The sequence below is a fragment of the Rhodococcus sp. JVH1 genome, assembly GCF_000280725.2.
GTDB lineage: Bacteria > Actinomycetota > Actinomycetes > Mycobacteriales > Mycobacteriaceae > Rhodococcus_F > Rhodococcus_F jostii_A.
Map to the genome: position 1 here is coordinate 216,135 of NZ_CP166290.1, position 16,764 is coordinate 232,898.

Below are 16,764 nucleotides of genomic sequence, written 5' to 3' on the forward strand. Positions count from 1 at the left end.
CACCAGGCGACAGTTCTCGGCGCTCCCAGTGCGCACGCGTACCCACTGCGGATCGATTGATGCAGGCCCCCAAGGTCGATACTGGTTGCGTCAATGACAATGGTGTACGAGCCGGATCAGGACGTGACCGGCGTGTCAGCCGGAAAGTAGGCGGTCATCGCGTGATTCTTCGAGAGAGCTACCAATTCGACTCGACGAAAGAGCGCGCGATGACCGCTGTCCACAATATCGACTACACCAGTTCCTGACCGACCACCTCACCGACGCCAGCCCCGACCTGCTGCGCCGCGGGCGCCGAGGCCGACAGCCTGCGCGGGGCCGGTTTCGGTGGACGCTCCGAGGCTCGCATCAACAGCCGAAAACGGCTACCTCATCGGGACTTCGATACCCGCGCAGGAACTCTCGACATCGTGATCCCCCACGCTGTGGCAGGGTTTCGCATTTCCGAAACTCGCTGCTGCAAGCGCCCGCAAGCGTGCCGAACGTGCCCTGACCTCGGTGGTGGCCACCTGCTACCTGTTCGCGTCTAGACCCGACGGATGGAGAAATTCGTCGATTCCCTCAGTATCACCTCACTGTCGAGATCGCCGGTGTCCGTCACAGCCAAGGACCTCGACGCCCAGGTCGAGGCGTTCCGCAGCCGACCGCTCGACGCCGGCCTGTACACGTTCATCACCGCCGACGCCCCGGTGATGGAGGTCCGGGGGAACGGGCGGGTGGTCAACGTGCACGCCGGTCTCGTGCCCGCGATCGGCGCCACCCTGCCAAGATCCGCGTGGCAAGCTTGCCGGACGCACTGCGACTGTAAGGAATTAATGTGTCGATTCGGGTGTGTCGTCCTCGTGCGGTGGTATGACGGCGAGGAGGGTGGCGGGTGCGGTAGCGGGTGGGTGCCGGTACCGGTACCGGGGTGTAGCCGTCCTGTTCGAGCAGTGGCCGCACGTCGAGCAGGGCATTGCCGATGGTGCGGGGGCTGACCTGGAACAGTTCGGCGAGGACGGCGCGGGTGCAGAGTTGGCGCAGGTGCAGAACGGTGGCGAGGACGCGTTCTGCATCGGTGATCTTCTGGCGGAAGATTCCGCCGCGGCCTCCGGGCATGCGTTCGCCGCCGCGTTGGGTGTAGCGGCGTCGTTCGACCAGGGCGGCCTGCCGGACGGCGAGGCGCTCGACGAGGTCGCCCAGTTGGCGGCGACTCATGCCGGTCAGAGCCGGGTGCGACAATGTTTCGGGGAGCGGCGAATTCGGTGTCAGGTGGGGTGCCGGGCCGTCACGGAGAAATCCCGTGAGGTCTGTGGCGGTGGTGAAGCGCAGCCGGGTGGTCGGGGTGCGTGTGGCCGTGTTCGTCGAGCAGCATCCGCGTTTCGGCGATGATTTCGCCGATGGAGTTCGGATTCACCCCGAGCAGATCCGACAGCACCCGCTGGGAGCAGACCTGCCGCAGGTACACGATGGTGACCAGCAGCGCCGCGGCGTCCGACAGCAGCCGTCGCCCGCCTGCACCCGGGGCATTGCGGCGCCGGCCGCCGCGTTGGTGCCAGCGGCGTTGCTCGGCGCGCGCGGCCTGGGCTGGTGCCAGCCGTGCGGTGAGTGCGTTCAGCTCGGCGCTGGTCATGCCGGTCAGACGCGGGTCGGCGAGCATCGCGACGGCCACGGCACGCTCGCCTTCCCGGTCGCGGCCGGGAACCGGAGCGGCGTCGGCGTGGGTGGGTTCGATGGTGTAGTTCCACGTTCCGCACTGGGCGTGCGGGTGGATGGGTAACGCGCGCAACTCGTCTCGACCAACCGAGATCCCGATCGGGTAGTCGCCGGTGTCCAGCTCGGCGTCCACGCGCAGCCCGGTGCGGGTGCGGGTGGAGGCGATGGTCTTGACCACCACCTCGTGGCTGGTCAGCGGCCGTCCCCGCCAGTTCATGGCGATCTGGGAGAACAGCCGGTGCTCGATCTTGTTCCACTTCGAGGTGCCGGGCGGGAAATGACAGACCGTGATCGCCAACCCGGTCTCGGATGCCAGCGCGGCCAATTCCGACTTCCACAACCGGTACCGGTAGCTGTTGGAGCCACCGGCGTCGGCGGTGATCAGCAGCCGGCGCGCGTGCGGGTAGTCGGCGGCGCCGCGCGCCTGCGAACGTGATGACGGCAAAACCGACGCAGGTTGTTGCAATCGCGGAGATCAGCGAAGCGAGCCAACTACCGTTGCCTGCCGTGGCCACGAGAATCACGGGGAAGGTTGCTATCGCGACGGCAGGGATGAACGACGCCAGAGCGAGCGAGAAGATCTGAGTTCGACTCAGATGCCCTTCATCAAGACCAGGTAGTTCGGTCTCGCCAGCGATGGCAGATGACGGTTTCTCCGGTTACACCCTGTCGACCTGCAGGTACCGGTGTTGCATTGGCATTTCCCGAACCTGCCGATCGGAAGCGGCCCACCCGTCGGCCCCGGGCGCGACTAGCTTGATCTCGCGACCGCGGCAATCACCGATGTACACTCCCGACCAGCCTCTTGACCAACCATCTTCGCGTGTGACACCACAATTCGGATCCGAGGCGTCCTCAATCGAGGCACGCGCACGGTCCCGCCACGTTGAAACCGACTCGGCATGTGTAACACCCGCTGCCGCAAACCGCCGTACCGCGGGGCAGTGGCGCTTCGCCATGCCGAGCGGACTCAAAGCCGTATGACCGTTACCACGGTGTCGGTGCGGCTGGCGCCATCGCGCCCGTAACGCATATAGACCGATCGAGAACGATTATCAGCTCACATCCAGAACAAGCGGTGACAATGCCCGAGAACGAGATCAACCAAAACGAGACCGCGGAACTTGTCCGCTGGAGCCCGCGGCACGGCCAGCCGATCAACGATTTCCTACCGACCGGTCGGCATCGCCGGAATTCTTACGGCCCTACGAGTTGTCGTTCATGCGGATCTGAGCCTTTGCCGAAGGCGGCTGCGGCGCCTTCTTGTGTGTTGCTCATCGACTCGGATGCTGGCGGACGCGACGTTGATTTTCTACGTAGAGCCGGCGTGCTACCTTCGGAGGTCGCGATCGTCGGCATTCGATCCCACCACCTCAACAGGCTGGCGGCTGCCGAGATCTTGACCACCACTCGGTCCGACGAAGCGCTGATCGTCATCGGCGACTTCGCCTCCAACGATGATCGGATCGCGCTACTCGATGCCGGCGCGGACCACGTCTTGAACGTACCGGTAACCGCCCGGGAAGTGATTGCATGGGTGCGTTCCACCCTCAGTAGGGTAAGGGTCACACCGCTCACGACACGAGGTACGCGGCTGTCGGTGTGCGAGGGTTGTCGCACCGTCGAGTACGACGGACTCCAGATCGCGCTCACCAAGACCGAGCTCGATCTGCTATCAGTCTTCATCCGTAACGCCGATCGCGTCCTCTCACGTCAGTACCTCCTGTTAGTGGTATGGGGAATCGCATGTGACACCACCACCAACGTCGTCGGTGCACATATCTGTTCATTACGCCGAAAGCTCGCGTCGATCGGGGCCCCACTCGCGATCCGGACGATGCGTGGAGTGGGTTTCGCTCTGCACGAATCAATCTGAATGCCGGCACAGTGTGCGTTTGATGGACGACGCTACCTCTGGTCGGAACCGGGCAGCATGCGAAATGGCATGGCGAGAGCGTGGTCGCCGAGATCCTGTGCCACGAGACCCGCTTGTCGATGTTGGCGCCGCGGATTTTGCGGTCTCAGAAGCGGAGTTCTAGATCACACTTCAATGCTGTTTCCGGAACCGACCCAGGACCATCTCGGCGCGGGCAAGTGTTCTGCGTGCTCAATACCCACCCCGACCATCCCGTCTGTCCACCCCGCGGCGCAGCACTATGCGCACGCGCAGGCTATCTGCCGCACCGACCATCCGCCGCGAGGACCTGCACCTGCACTCGGTGAATAGCAGTATCGATGTTGTACCCACCCGTACCCGCGCCGCAAACACCCCACTTCGTTGAGCGGGGCAGGCGCGATGGTATCCGCCACAGGTACTGCCTCGTCCGCACCCAGACTCGGGCGACTCATCCGAATCGGTCAGCCACCACCGATCCGGGTCCCGAACGGCTGCGGCGGTCCTGGCAGGATAATCCTGCGGTGCCGTCCCACTTCGGACGGAGCGCTACCGGCGACGCAACCGCTCTGCGCCCCTTGGCTTGCGGCTTCTCGCGGCCACAGTCTTGCTCCGAGCGTGAGCGGGCGGGTCGAGGGTCGCGATACTCTGGGTTGGACTTCAGCGAGAGGTTAGAAAGTGCTGCATCATCGAGTGCGCTGCGGACCGGATGAATCGAGCTGATCGATGGCCGACGTCGATCCGTTCGCGACACAACGCGACGTGGGTGCCCCAGTCACGTCGGAGTTGAGCGCGGCCGGGTTCTCAGATATCGAAGAGATCGGGCGCGGCGGCTTCGGTGTCGTGTATCGATGTACCCAGCCCAACCTAGACCGCAGGGTAGCTGTGAAGGTACTCGCCGCAAGCCTGGACGAGGAAAACCTGGAGCGCTTTTTCCGGGAGCAGCGTGCGATGGGCCGCTTGAGCGGACACCCGAATATCGTCAACGTCCTTCAGGTGGATGCCACCGAGAGCGGTCGCCCGTACATTGTGATGCAGTACCACCCTCAGGATTCGCTCGAGGTTCGGATCCGCCGCCATGGTCCGCTTTCGCTGGCGGACGCGCTTCAAATCGGGGTGAAGATGGCGGGCGCGTTGGAGACCGCTCACCGCCTCGGAATCCTGCACCGCGACATCAAACCCGCAAACATCCTGCTCACCGACTACGGCGAGCCGGAACTGACGGATTTCGGCATCGCGCACATCTCCGGAGGCTTCAAAACCGCTACCGGCGTGGTGACGGGCTCACCGGCTTTCACCGCACCGGAGGTCCTGGCGGGGGACTCCCCGAGCCCCGCCGCAGACGCCTACGGTCTTGGTGCGACACTGTTTGCTGCCATCACCGGTCACGCCGCCTTCGAGCGCCGCAGCGGGGAACAACTCATTGCCCAGTTCCTACGAATTACTACTTCGCCTGTTCCGAATCTCCATGACCAAGGCATCCCCGGTGACGTGAGCGCGGCGGTTGAGCGAGCAATGTCGAGTGACCCGCACGGTCGTCCATCGGCGGCGGAATTCGGGGACGAACTTCGTGAGATCCAGGTGCGGCACGGTCTCCCTGTCGACGAGATGGCGCTGCACTCGGAGTTGGGGTCTACGCGACGGCAGGGAGTTCCCGACGTGCATCCGGGTTCTCAAGCGGAAGGATCTGTTTCGTCTGGGCGGGCCCGGGCTGCTCCCCCATCTGCCGAGGGCACGGGAAACCTCCCGTTCGAGCTGAGCAGTTTCGTCGGTCGCCGACGCGAGTTGACCGAAGCGAAGAACCTGTTGTCGACGTCCCGACTGGTGACGTTGACGGGGATCGGTGGGGTCGGTAAGACGCGGCTGGCATTGCGGCTCGCAACGACCGTACAGCGGCGCTATAACGACGGTGCGTGGCTGGTCGAATTGGGTGAGCTACGCGACGACAGCTTATTGGTGGATGTGATAGCCGGTGTGCTGGGATTACGCGACCAGTCAGCGAGACCGATATACGAGATCCTTGCGGAATTCCTGGCCGCGCGAGAGTTATTGCTGGTCCTCGACAACTGCGAGCAACTGGTGGACGCAGTGGCTGAGTTATCGGAGATGCTGCTACGCACGTGTCCGGGACTGCGCATTCTCGCGACGAGCCGCGAGCCCCTCGAGATCGACGGGGAAGTAGCGTTGCGGGTGCCTCCGCTCACGGTCCCCGATCCCGACCGCGAGCCCTCGTTACAGGGACTGCCGGGCTACGACGCGGTGACCTTGTTTACCGCTCGAGCCGCCGCCGCCGTTCCTAACTTCGAGCTCACTGAAGGCAACAAAGTCGCCGTGACCCGTATCTGTCACCGACTGGACGGTTTGCCCCTGCCGATCGAGTTGGCTGCGGCCAGGCTGCGGGCAATGTCGCCCGAGCAGATCCTTCTGCGACTAGGGCATGTCTCCCAATAGTTTGAGCCATTCGACGATGCCGGCGAGAAGGAATCCAGCCCGGTAAGTCAGGGCAAGCTTGTCATACCGGGTTGCCACCGCTCGCCACTGTTTTGCCTTGTTGAAGGCCCTTTCCACCACGTTGCGGCCCTTGTATGACTCGGCATCGAAGTTCGGTGGCCGACCGCCCGCGCTGCCCTTGTTCTTGCGGTTGGCCACCTGATCGGACTTCTCGGGAATGACCGCCTTGATGCCCTTGCTGCGTAGCAGTTCTCGATTGGCCTTGGATGTGTACGCCTTGTCGGCACGGACCTCGTCCGGGCGCGTGCGGGGTGCGCCGCCACCGATGCGCGGCACGCAGATGCCCTCCAGGAGCGGGCCGAACATCGGGCTGTCGCCTGCCTGGCCAGGACCCACCAGCACCGACAAGGGACGTCCGTCGCCATCGCATGCCAGGTGGACTTTGCAGGTCAGCCCGCCGCGGGACCGGCCGATGCCGTGATCGACCGGTTCGTCAAGCAGATTCGTGTAATTCGGTAGATCCCCCTGTGTCACGCGCGGCGTTGGCGCCGTGCTGGTGCACCCGCACCACGGTGGAATCCACCGACACCGCCCAATCCAGGTCGCCACCGGCATCGGCCATCGCCGCCAGGGCTATGAGTACCCGATCCCACGTTCCATCCCCGGCGTAGCGTCGGTGCCGTTTCCACACCGTCTTCCAGGGGCCGAAATGCGCAGGTAGATCCCGCCACGGGAGCCCGGTACGCAGCCGGTAGAGCATCCCCTCCACCACGAGCCGGCTGTTCTGGAACTTCCGCCCCCGCAGCCCATCCGAACTGGGCAACAGCAGCGCAAGCAACTCCCACTGCTTGTCCGTCAACACCTCAAACCGATTAACAACGTCTGCCACAGCGAAGAGTCTGCAGCACAACACCCCAAATCATTGGGAGACACGCCCTAGCGGACCGCTACGCACTACTGACGCGGGGCAACAGGGGCGCACCGACCCGGCAACAAACACTGCGGTTGTGCATCGACTGGAGCTACGAACTCTGCACTGCACAGGAGCAACAGGTATGGGGTCGCCTATCGGTATTCGCCGGAAGCTTCGAACTGGACGCGGCGGAACAGATTTGCGGCTCCGACATGAAGCCAGGCGATCTGCTCGATGTCGTGACCTCGCTGGTCGACAAGTCGATCCTGATCCGTGAGGAACCGAACGCCGTTGTGCGCTTCCGGCTGCTCGAGACTCTACGCGAGTACGGCCGAGAGAAGGCTCAGCAGAGTAACGCCTACGAAGGCCTATGCCGGCGACACCGGGACTGGTTTCGGCAGTTCGTCGTGGACGCCGAAGCCGACTGGATCAGTTCACGACAACTTGAGTGGATTGCCCGGTACGACCGGGAGCAACCGAATCTGCGGGAGGCGATGGAGTTCTGTCTGTCGTCGGAACTCGACGATGATGTCCAGGCGGGTCTGCGCATCGCTTCGGGTATGTATTTGATCTGGGGCACGAGGGGTCTGCTCAGTGAGGGTCGGCGCTGGCTCGACCGATTCTTGGCCCGTCACACCGGCTCTCCGACCGTTGGAAGGGTCAAAGCACTGTATGTAAACAGCGTACTGGCCGAACAACAGGGCGACCTTCATAGGGGAGGTGTTCTACTGCAGGAAGGACGTTCTATCGCCGAGCATACGAGTGACCCCGAGGTCCACGCTCTCGTCGCCCACGCCGACGGCCTCCTCAGTCTGTTCAGCGGCGATCTCGGTCCTGCATGCTCACACATGGAAGATGCCCTCACGATGTTTCGAGCAACGGGCAATCTCATGCTGCAGGTCGAAGCGCTGCTGCTGCTGGGTTTGGCATACGAGCTGCACGATGAAAGCACTGTGCGGGCAATCGAGTGCTACGAGGAGGTGCTGGCCATCACGGAATCGCGGGGCGAATCGGTGTATCGGTCGTACACCCTGTGGGCCATGGCAGTTGCGCAGTGGCGCCAGGACAATCACAGCAGAGCAAACGAACTTCTCAAGCAAGGGCTACGACTGGCGCGACTTGTCAACGACCCCGTCGGCTCCGCCAACTGCCTCGAGGCGCTCGCCTGGACCGCCGGGAGCGGAGGAGACCACAAGCGGGCTGGTGTACTCATGGGTGCCGCCGAATACCTAGGCCACGCTGCAGGAAGCTCCCCGGTGTTCGTTCCCAACCTGGACGTGTACCACGCCGAGTGTGAGCGAACCACACGCCAAACGCTCGGTCAGCGAATGTTTGAATCGGCCCGCAGCGAAGGGCAGGCGCTAGGCTTGGACGCCGCCATCGCCTACGCCCTCGGCGAGCAACCCCCGAAAGCACCGATCTCTCCGCGGCCATCGATGAACCTGACCAAACGCGAACGAGAAGTCGCCGAACTGATCGCCGAGGGCCTGACCAACAAGGCGATCGCTGCCCGCCTAGTGATCTCCCAACGCACCGCACAAGGACACGTCGAGCACGTACTCGCCAAACTCGGATTCACCTCACGCACACAAATCGCAGCCTGGATCGTAGAAGATAGGCAATCGTCATGAACTTCGTGATGGGGGCTCAGGCGCAGTGGGCGTCGCGATCTCGACAGAGTGCATCACGGAGCGAATGAAACACCAGCAGTCACCACTCCGTTCGACGCCGCATCGCCGAGCAGGCACTGTCACGTTGTTGAACGCGGCAAACTGGGAGAATGTGGCGTGACCACCCCAATGCTGTCGTACAAGGGCCACCGCTACCCGGTCGAGATCATCAACCACTGCGTGTGGTTGTACTTCCGCTTCCCGCTCAGCTTCCGTGAAGTCGAGGAGATGATGCTCGAACGCGGAGTCGTGGTGAGTTACGAGACGATCCGGCGGTGGTGCGCCAAGTTCGGGCAGGCATACGCCAACCAGTTGCGTCGACGGCGTTCCCGGCCCGGTGACACATGGCATCTCGACGAGGTCTTCATCCGCATCAACGGCACCCAGCACTACCTGTGGCGCGCGGTCGACCAGCACGGCAACGTGCTCGATGTGCTGATTCAGTCGCGCCGAAACGGCAACGCCGCCAAACGATTCTTCCGCAAGCTGCTCGAAAGGCCGGCGTATGTGCCGCGGGTGATCGTCACCGACAAACTCGGCAGCTACCAAGTGACGCACCGCGAGATAATGGCCTCGGTCGAGCATCGCCGGTCGAAGTATTTGAACAATCGAGCCGAGAACTCGCATCAACCCACCAGGCAGCGAGAACGTGCTATGAAACGGTTCACATCGCCCGGGCACGCGCAACGATTCCTGTCCGCCTTCTCGGGCATCTCACCGTATTTCCGGCCCGGCCGACACCGGCTCACAGCACTCAAATGGCGTACCGAGATGACCGACCGTTTCGCGGTCTGGCAGGAAGTCACCGCGACCGACGCCGCCGCCTGAAAGTGAACGGCCCGGCGGTGTCCCGTAACAGCCTGCCTCAAACAGGCGTCGCTGCTGGGCGTTTCGACTAACGTGACAGTGCCCAATCGACAGCTCTGGCACGATTACTGCTCGTGCGTCCGCTGAACGATCCACTCGTCGCCCTCGATGCGAAACTCGATGCCATCAGGCATCTACGGCTTCCCGAAGCCCAAGAGCTACACGAGTACACGCTGCAACAGGGCAGCGGATACGAAGCACAAGGGCTCTCCGACAGCCCCGCAGACAACATCGCGAGCCTGAACCAGGCCGAGACTTACTGGGTGTCGGAGGACATGTGCGCAATTCTCGTCACCGCGCAGGGGTCGATACCTGACGACGACGTCGCCATCGAGCACCCGCCCGCTCCGCACGGATTCATCGTGTTCGCAGTTCCCCTGGTGTTTCCGATCCCCGAGGAGTTCGGCCGCGCCGTCCACCTCAACGCCCTGGCCTGGCGGCCGGCTCGGCGGACGGTCCCGAAGTCGGCAACTCACCCCGGCCAGGTCGACGACGGCACGCTGATGCAGTGGTACCGGGTGCCCGAGGACGATGGAGACCTGGAGTTCAGCGGACCTTTCAGCCCTCTTCTCTCCGGAGAGTTCTTACCCACTGGTGCGATACTCCGTTCGACTAATGACCTCCGCCTGGGCGCACTCGACCAGGCGTCGATCAACCTGAACCGCCATGCACGCGCTCTGTGGACACTGATGCAGCAACCGCTCGCAGCACTCGGCGACATCGAGCCCACCGGCAAACAGAGCAAGACGGCACGCCGGTTCCGCACAGAACCGAAGTCGACCATCGTCATCACGCTGCGACGAGAGCAGAACCCGCGCGCCGGCGACGATGTTGCGACCACCGTGCAGTACTCACGCCGATGGGTGGTTCGCGGGCACTGGCGCAAGCAGCGGTATCCCAGCTTGGGGACCAACAAGCCGATATTGATCAACGAACACGTCAAGGGACCGGACGATGCACCGTTGATCGTCAAGGAAAAGGTCATCGCGTGGCGCCGCTGACACAGCGGGTTGTCAATTTCCGCGGGGGCACGTCAGCGGGATTGGGACCGGCGGGTCCGCGGCGCACGCTGTCGGCCGGCCGTCGCGGACAGATCACTCGAACCGGACCGCGCCGCCGATGTCGTCTGAATCACTCGCGATAGGCTCCGCTACTGTTACGTGAAATCGCTGGTGGGAGGCGCAATTGAGGGGACGCATGGGCGTCGGTCCAAACTGGAAGTACGCGGAACGCGAAGACTTCGAGTGGGTGGTCGAGCAGCTGATGATCCGTGAGCACCGCGAGGCCAAGGTCGTGCGGATTCCCGATGACCGCGGCGGTGACAAGGGAATCGACATCCTCGTCGACTATCCGGACCGACGGATTGTCTACCAGCTCAAGTTCTACACCGACGGTCTCTCCAGCAACGAGCGCACCCGCAAGGCGCAGATCAAGGGTTCGTTCGAGAAGGCGATGAAACTGACGCCGCGGCCGGACGAATGGGTCCTCGTCGTCCCCTGCAAGTTCAAGGACTCGATCGTCACGTACGTGACCGACGAATTGGTCGCCAAGGTCGAGGACCCGAAGCCGAAGTTCGACATGCTCGATCAACCCCGGTTGGACGCGAAGCTCCTGGACAATCCAGACCTACTGGACATGTTCTCGCGGGACAGTCACTTCGACGAGCTCGTGAAGTTGCACCGCGCGGAGGAATCCGCGCTCACCGGCGGCATCGCCGACTTGGGTTCTCGGATCCGTGGCCTCGACCGAGTCGTCGCCGCTCAGGACGAGCATTGGACCCTGGATTACTCCTCGTACCGCGGAGCAACCATCGTGACTCCCCGTGCGAAGCACCCTCGGGCGGCGGAAATGAGCCCGTTGGGGGTGAAGTTCGGGATTGACATTGCGGAAGCAGACGAGGCACTCGCCGGCACCATTCGAGATGTCCTCGGCTTCGGTGCGCCAGGCGAGGTCGTGCTGCCCGCGGAGGTCGTCAAGGACTTCACCTGGTTCGGCCCCGAGTTCATGTCACCGGACGGCGAGCTGTCGAAGGTGCTGATCGGCGAAGCCGAAGGGGTCGAGGCCCTCAAGGGCAAGGCCGTGCGGCTATCGCTGTACGACGACGCCGGCCTCGAAACAACGGTCCAGGAAGGCTTGATCACGCGCGGCTCCTACGGGTCCGATGGCTGCTCGATCACCGCAGGGTTCCACCGGTCACTCGAGATCACCATGCTGGTGCCGTTCACGGTCGGCGAGAAGGGCCGCAGCACGATCACGCTCGACACCACCGGCTGCGAGCCACGGGAGGTGTACCGCGGCATTGATCTCAGGCACGCCATCCGGCGAGCCGAGACTATCCAGATCCACCTGGACGGCCAGAAGCTGAGCACCCTGAGTGTCGATGAGCAATTCGGCGAGATCGAGGATGCCGACTTCACGGTGACCGCCGACATCGCCCGCGACCTGGACCGGGTACAGGACCGGACAGGGAGCATCTTCGCGATGCCCACGGAGATCAGCGGACTCGAGCGGATCTGGCTCCGCATCCTGCGCATCATTCTCGACGGCGGTATCGTGCCGATCCCCCGCCAGGTACTGGACGGGCACACGCACCCCGGCGGGGAGGTCAAGTCGGGGCTGTGTGCGTCCCTGGCAGTGTTCGGGAATACAGTCCAGCTCTTCGACAGGACTCTCCGACTCACGGGCCCTCTCGCCTACTTCCACCCGTCGACGTCGATCGAGGCCCGCGGGAAGCGAAACGCGGCCGGTTCCATCCCCTTCCGGATGACGGGCACCGACGACACCGTCTTCGTGGCTTACCTGGGCAATGTCGTCAAGACAGTGACGGAGGTCACCCCGTGGGAGCTCTCGGGGATCGACGACCCTGAGGTTCCGCGGCTTCACCCGAAGAAGGATCTCGACACCTCCGCAACAGCGTGAACCCATTCGTCATGACTTCTGCGTTGTCGAGCCGGCGCGCAAGGTTCGACTTTGCCCTGAGGGCACGCATCTGACCGCTCCAGGGATGTAGTCCATGCGAATGACACTGGAGGGCAGTATCTTCGCACCCTGGTATGTATGCACAATGACAACACCGCCCGGCTGGCATCCGGACCCCGAAGAACCGCAGCGACTCCGCTGGTGGGACGGCCAACAATGGACCTCGGAAACCCACAGAGCTGCCGCGCCGCAGCAACCTCCGACACTGCCGGCACCGCCGACTCCCGTCGATCCGACGACTAGATGTACTGACCTGGGAGGTTGGGTACGCGGGTGGCGGGTGGTTGGCCGCCGAGTGCGGTGTGGCCTCGGTGGTAATTGTAGGTGTGCAGCCATCGCGGGAACTCGTCGCAGCGTTCGCGGTCGCTGGTGTAGAGGCGGGCGTAGGCCCATTCGTCGGCCAGGGTGCGGTGGAAGCGTTCGACTTTGCCGTTGGTTTGGGGTCGGTAGGGGCGGGTTCGGCGATGCTTGATCTCACCGAGTGCGTCTCGGAACGCGTGTGATCGGTAGCAGGAACCGTTGTCGGTCAACACCTTTTCGACCGTGATGCCGTGCTCGGTGAACCACGCGTTGGCGCGTAGCCAGAACGCGGCGGCGGTGGCTTTGCGTTCGTCGCCCAACAGTTCGGAGTAGGCCAACCGTGAGTGTGCGTCGATCGCGGTGTGCAGGAAGTGGTAGCCGCGGACCGGACGGTAGTACTTGTCGACCTCGCCGCTGCTTTTGTCGGCCCGGGCATTGCGGCTGCCTGCCGAGCGACCGACCTTCCGCCATCCGCCGCCGGCGGGGATCTTGCCCAGTTTCTTGACATCGACATGAACGAGATCGCCGCAGTGCGGTGAGTGCATGCGACGGATCACCCGTCCGGTCGGGCGGTCGAGCCACCGCAGTCGAGCCAACCCGTACCGGCTCAGGACCTTGTGCACTGTCGAAACATTCAGACCCAGCAGATACGCGATCCGGGCCGGACCCCAGCGGCGGATGACGCGGACCTTGATGATGCGCCGCTCGGTGCGCGTCGGGGTCTGGTTCGGGCTGCGATGTGGCCGTGAGCTGCGATCGGCCATCCCGGCCGGCCCCTCGGCGCGGTAGCGAGCGCTCCAGCGTGCTGCGGTGGTGACCGCGACCTGGAACCGTTCAGCAGCCCGCCGCAGCGGCCACCCATCATCAACGACACATTGAGCAAGGCGCAGGCGACCCGTTTCGGACAACGGGGCATTACGGTGGACCACGAAGACCTCCTGAGTGAGTGATGCGTTCCTAGACAGCTCGCACTTCACTCGGAGGTCTTCTCTATGTCACCTCGCCACGCCGTCACCAACGTCCGTGGTCAGTACAACTAGACGTAGGAACAACTTGATCGCTGTCGGCCTCATCGCAGCACTCATCGCCGGTTACGTAGGTATCTCAGCTCTGCAGAACCTCGCCGACGACGACGAGGCCACCACCGCATCGCCGACAACCACGTCACAGGTGCCTATGCCTGTGATGGCAACGCAACCATCGACAAGCAGATTCACCACCGCGCCGGCGACCATCACACCGTATGTCGTCCCCGAATACTGGATGCGGACGAATGGCCCCCGCTACATCACGGTCATCGTCCCCACCCGTTACCCCCGCGACGAGATGCTCAAGGTCATGCGGGACGTCGTCGACCTGCACTCGAGCGAAAGCGGGGGGTGGCACGTCAACATCGACTGCGGTACGTCTGCCGACTCGACCGGAGGCACACGGTTGGGTACGTCCTCATTCGCGCTCGACAACCTGGGGCTTGCACAGACCGGACTTCGCAACAAGTTCCAAGCTGCAACCATCCTCAATGATGGTGCGACCTGCCCGTAACCGCCGAAATAGGCTGCCGGCGCGCATCGACAAGGCACGTCCCCCTCTACCCAACGATCATCGGAGCCCACATGACCGAACCCTCAGCGCAGGGCGTGGATGACATCACCATCGCCCGAGCCACCCGATTCATCTCGAAGATCGTGGTCGGAGAACTGGGAAGCCGGCTGGAGAACCCGTTCCAAGACTTCACCCTCGAGGAGATGGGCACGTCCGAGGAGTGGGACGAGATCCTCGCTCTCGGCCTGGGCCCGACCTTGACCGAGATGATCGCGGACACCTGCGTGTCCGGACTGGATGAGAAGTATCCCGCGCTGGCTGCGAACAGGGCGCAGATGAGCGTCAGCACCCTCCCGGCGGAGTATCTGCGCCTGGATTTCGAGCTCGAACCCGAGTACCGGGCTATGGCATCGGAAATGTTCGATGCCGTCCTGCAGGGCGCCGACACCGAGGCGGTCAAGACGAAGATCGCGGTCCTCGACGGCGACGGCCAGGCCAACGTGATCCTCACCGCCATCGCCCTCTTCACGGTGCTCGTCAAGGTGTTCCATCAGTTGACGACCGGGGAGATGGCAGACGACGAACCTTCGCCCACCGTCTCGCCTGGATCAGACGGGTAAGAAGACCTGGGACCTGCGGACGGGGTGCATGTACGGCGGCCGCAACCCCATCTGTCCCTCCCCTCCGGTCCGCACGTGATCGTGGTCCTGCAGGCAGGACGGGGGTGCGGTTCGGCCGAGGCTTCCGCCGGGATGCAGGTGTGCGAACTCCCACGGGTCGGCGTCCGGCTGTTCGGCGACCTCCCAGGACAGGACGTGGCCGTGTCCGGCACTGCGCTTCTTCCCGATCGCAGCGATGGGCTCGAGTAGCTCGGCGACCGCGGCCGGGTTTCCGACCGCCCGCCACACCAGGTGCCGGCACACCGTCAGCGGTAGCGGCATCACCCGCGAGCGGTAGCGGCCCTGCCGTTCGGACACCAACGCCGGCAACTCCGTCGAGATCTGGCCCAGGGCCTGCTGATCCGGGCGGGCGGACCAGTACTGCACGTGCGGACCCGGCACCTCGTCCTCAGGGAAAGCGAAGGTCGCCGCCCAATGCCACAACTCGCTCCCTCCACCGGGGCAGCGGGCCAGCGGCAACTCCAGATCCTCCGGCACGGTGTCCGAGCTGTACGGCTCGTAGTCGGTGCCCGCCTCTCGTGCCGCGGCCTTGGTGTTCTCTCGGATCTCGGAGGCGAGTAGGCCGTCGAGGCTGATACCCCACGGCACCCCATGCGCGACGCCAGCGGCCAGTCGAGCCCGGATCACCAGCGCCACCATCCCCTCGGGCACGTGAAGGGTCATGCGGGAAGCGAAAGCAGGGTTTCCAGGGCCTCATCGCGCCGTGCGGCGACGATCTCCCGCCAATCGACCACCGGACCACCCTCGACCTGCTCGGTGATGGTGGTGGCGATCTGGCCGTGCCCGATCCCCGTGCGACCGCCCAGCCAGCCCGACCGGGTGAACTCGGCCAGCACGTCCTCGGCGAAGGCGTGATCGAGGTCGGAGCCGCGGACCAGTTGCACCCACGATTCGAACCGGGTGCCGGGGGCGAGGGTTTCGATGTCGTACCGCATCACCGGCGATCCCGACCCACCTGTCTCGGCGTCGGTGTCGACGGTGGTGCCGGCGTGGCTGGCGGTCACGTCGAGGTGTGAGTAGGACTCGAGGGCCTCGATGTCGAACCGGGACGGGATCGGCCCCTCGTAGGTACGGCGCAGGATCCGGGTGGCTTCGGTGACGATCGGGACCACGTGCCCGACGCGCAGGCAGCCGTCGATCGGGGCGGCCCCGATGGCGCCGCCGAACACGCTCAGCTGCGGGATCAGCTCCCGGAGTTGGTGCAGGCGGCGGCCGGTGATCGGTTCCGCCTGGGTTTTCACGATCGCGCCGCCGTTGCGGAGGGTGTGCGCGACCGCCAGCGGGAGCTGGCCCTCGTAGCCGAGGACGTCGCGCAGCAGTTCCTCGCCGATTCGGCGCAGCACGCCGCGGAAGGAGTTGCCGGAGATGACCGGGACCAGCTCCACCGACCCGTCTGGCTGGATGATTTTCATCCTTCGGCCGATCGCGGTGGTGCCGATCAGCTCCCCGCGGTGCGAGATCGGCGAGCGGGCGGTCATTTCGATCTCCCACACCCGGGACACGGTCACGACGCCAGCCCCTCGGCCGCGCCGGTGCGGGCGGCGCGGACCGCGTCCGCCACTATCCGTGTCCGCAGCGTCAGCGCGGTCGTCTGATCGCGCATCACCTGCAGCACCGGACGCGGCTCGCTCGTGAGCAGGATTGCCAGCTCGGAGCGTTGCTCGTCGGTGCGCGGGGCAGAGCCGAGCCGGGCGGCCGAGGTGGTCCACCATTGGTGCAGGTTGATGCTGTTGTAGGAATCGCTTGACCAAGCCGCTCTGCTGACCAATGAAC

At 64.3% G+C, this 16,764-nt stretch carries 12 protein-coding genes and 4 pseudogenes; 10 read left to right on the forward strand and 6 right to left on the reverse strand.

The window, feature by feature from the left end; all coding sequences use genetic code 11:
- Positions 1-209: 209 nt before the first annotated feature.
- Positions 210-797: pseudogene (locus JVH1_RS38600) on the forward strand (transposase); the annotation flags it as partial.
- A gap of 15 nt (positions 798-812) precedes the next feature.
- Here the strand turns inward: JVH1_RS38600 and JVH1_RS38605 are convergent.
- Positions 813-2,122: pseudogene (locus tag JVH1_RS38605) on the reverse strand (ISAzo13 family transposase); the annotation flags it as partial.
- 657 nt (positions 2,123-2,779) lie between these two features.
- On the opposite strand from JVH1_RS38605, the gene JVH1_RS38610 reads away from it, so the two are divergent.
- Together JVH1_RS38610 and JVH1_RS38615 are read left to right on the forward strand one after the other, a co-directional pair.
- Complete coding sequence (locus tag JVH1_RS38610; RefSeq protein WP_083849845.1) at positions 2,780-3,571, forward strand: winged helix family transcriptional regulator; 792 nt, start codon at positions 2,780-2,782, stop codon at positions 3,569-3,571.
- Between the two features lie 744 nt (positions 3,572-4,315).
- Positions 4,316-6,022 (forward strand): annotated as a pseudogene (locus JVH1_RS38615) (protein kinase); the annotation flags it as partial.
- Here JVH1_RS38615 and JVH1_RS38620 read toward each other — a convergent pair.
- A protein-coding gene (locus tag JVH1_RS38620; protein ID WP_255284983.1) for an IS5 family transposase occupies positions 6,020-6,929 on the reverse strand; the annotation gives its coding sequence in 2 pieces (ribosomal slippage) (positions 6,020-6,577 and positions 6,579-6,929; 909 coding nt in all). The pseudogene JVH1_RS38615 and the gene JVH1_RS38620 overlap by 3 nt on opposite strands.
- Before the next feature lie 116 nt (positions 6,930-7,045).
- Here JVH1_RS38620 and JVH1_RS38625 point away from each other — a divergent pair.
- The 5 genes and pseudogenes from JVH1_RS38625 to JVH1_RS38645 all read left to right on the forward strand — a co-directional run.
- On the forward strand, positions 7,046-8,584 hold the full coding sequence (locus JVH1_RS38625) for a LuxR C-terminal-related transcriptional regulator (RefSeq protein ID WP_009480265.1): 1,539 nt from the start codon (positions 7,046-7,048) through the stop codon (positions 8,582-8,584).
- 168 nt (positions 8,585-8,752) lie between these two features.
- Positions 8,753-9,451 carry an IS6 family transposase gene (locus JVH1_RS38630; protein WP_043782594.1) on the forward strand — a complete coding sequence of 233 codons (699 nt, stop codon included), beginning with the start codon at positions 8,753-8,755 and terminating at the stop codon, positions 9,449-9,451.
- A gap of 113 nt (positions 9,452-9,564) precedes the next feature.
- Positions 9,565-10,491, forward strand: a complete 927-nt coding sequence (locus tag JVH1_RS38635) for a hypothetical protein (RefSeq protein WP_009480263.1) — start codon at positions 9,565-9,567, stop codon at positions 10,489-10,491.
- 196 nt (positions 10,492-10,687) lie between these two features.
- A complete protein-coding gene (locus JVH1_RS38640) occupies positions 10,688-12,409 on the forward strand; it encodes a hypothetical protein (protein ID WP_009480262.1) in 1,722 nt (573 codons plus the stop codon).
- Positions 12,410-12,554: 145 nt separating this feature from the next.
- A pseudogene (locus tag JVH1_RS38645) lies at positions 12,555-12,653 on the forward strand (DUF2510 domain-containing protein); the annotation flags it as partial.
- A 55-nt stretch (positions 12,654-12,708) separates the two neighbouring features.
- Here JVH1_RS38645 and JVH1_RS38650 read toward each other — a convergent pair.
- A complete protein-coding gene (locus JVH1_RS38650; RefSeq protein ID WP_009480260.1) occupies positions 12,709-13,698 on the reverse strand; it encodes an IS481-like element ISRhosp6 family transposase in 990 nt (329 codons plus the stop codon).
- A 124-nt stretch (positions 13,699-13,822) separates the two neighbouring features.
- On the opposite strand from JVH1_RS38650, the gene JVH1_RS38655 reads away from it, so the two are divergent.
- Entirely contained in the window at positions 13,823-14,311 is a 489-nt protein-coding gene (locus JVH1_RS38655; protein ID WP_009480259.1) for a hypothetical protein, read from the forward strand.
- A gap of 71 nt (positions 14,312-14,382) precedes the next feature.
- Positions 14,383-14,931 carry a hypothetical protein gene (locus JVH1_RS38660; RefSeq protein WP_009480258.1) on the forward strand — a complete coding sequence of 183 codons (549 nt, stop codon included), beginning with the start codon at positions 14,383-14,385 and terminating at the stop codon, positions 14,929-14,931.
- Here JVH1_RS38660 and JVH1_RS38665 read toward each other — a convergent pair.
- Genes JVH1_RS38665 through JVH1_RS38675 form a run of 3 tightly spaced genes read right to left on the reverse strand, consistent with a single transcriptional unit; the run spans position 14,920 to position 16,759 of the window.
- Entirely contained in the window at positions 14,920-15,654 is a 735-nt protein-coding gene (locus JVH1_RS38665; RefSeq protein WP_051033820.1) for a hypothetical protein, read from the reverse strand. The genes JVH1_RS38660 and JVH1_RS38665 overlap by 12 nt on opposite strands.
- Positions 15,651-16,499, reverse strand: a complete 849-nt coding sequence (locus JVH1_RS38670; protein WP_009480256.1) for an RAMP superfamily CRISPR-associated protein — start codon at positions 16,497-16,499, stop codon at positions 15,651-15,653. The genes JVH1_RS38665 and JVH1_RS38670 overlap by 4 nt, the downstream gene beginning before the upstream one ends.
- Entirely contained in the window at positions 16,496-16,759 is a 264-nt protein-coding gene (locus JVH1_RS38675; protein ID WP_009480255.1) for a hypothetical protein, read from the reverse strand. Before JVH1_RS38675 ends, JVH1_RS38670 begins: the two co-directional genes overlap by 4 nt.
- Positions 16,760-16,764: the final 5 nt, after the last annotated feature.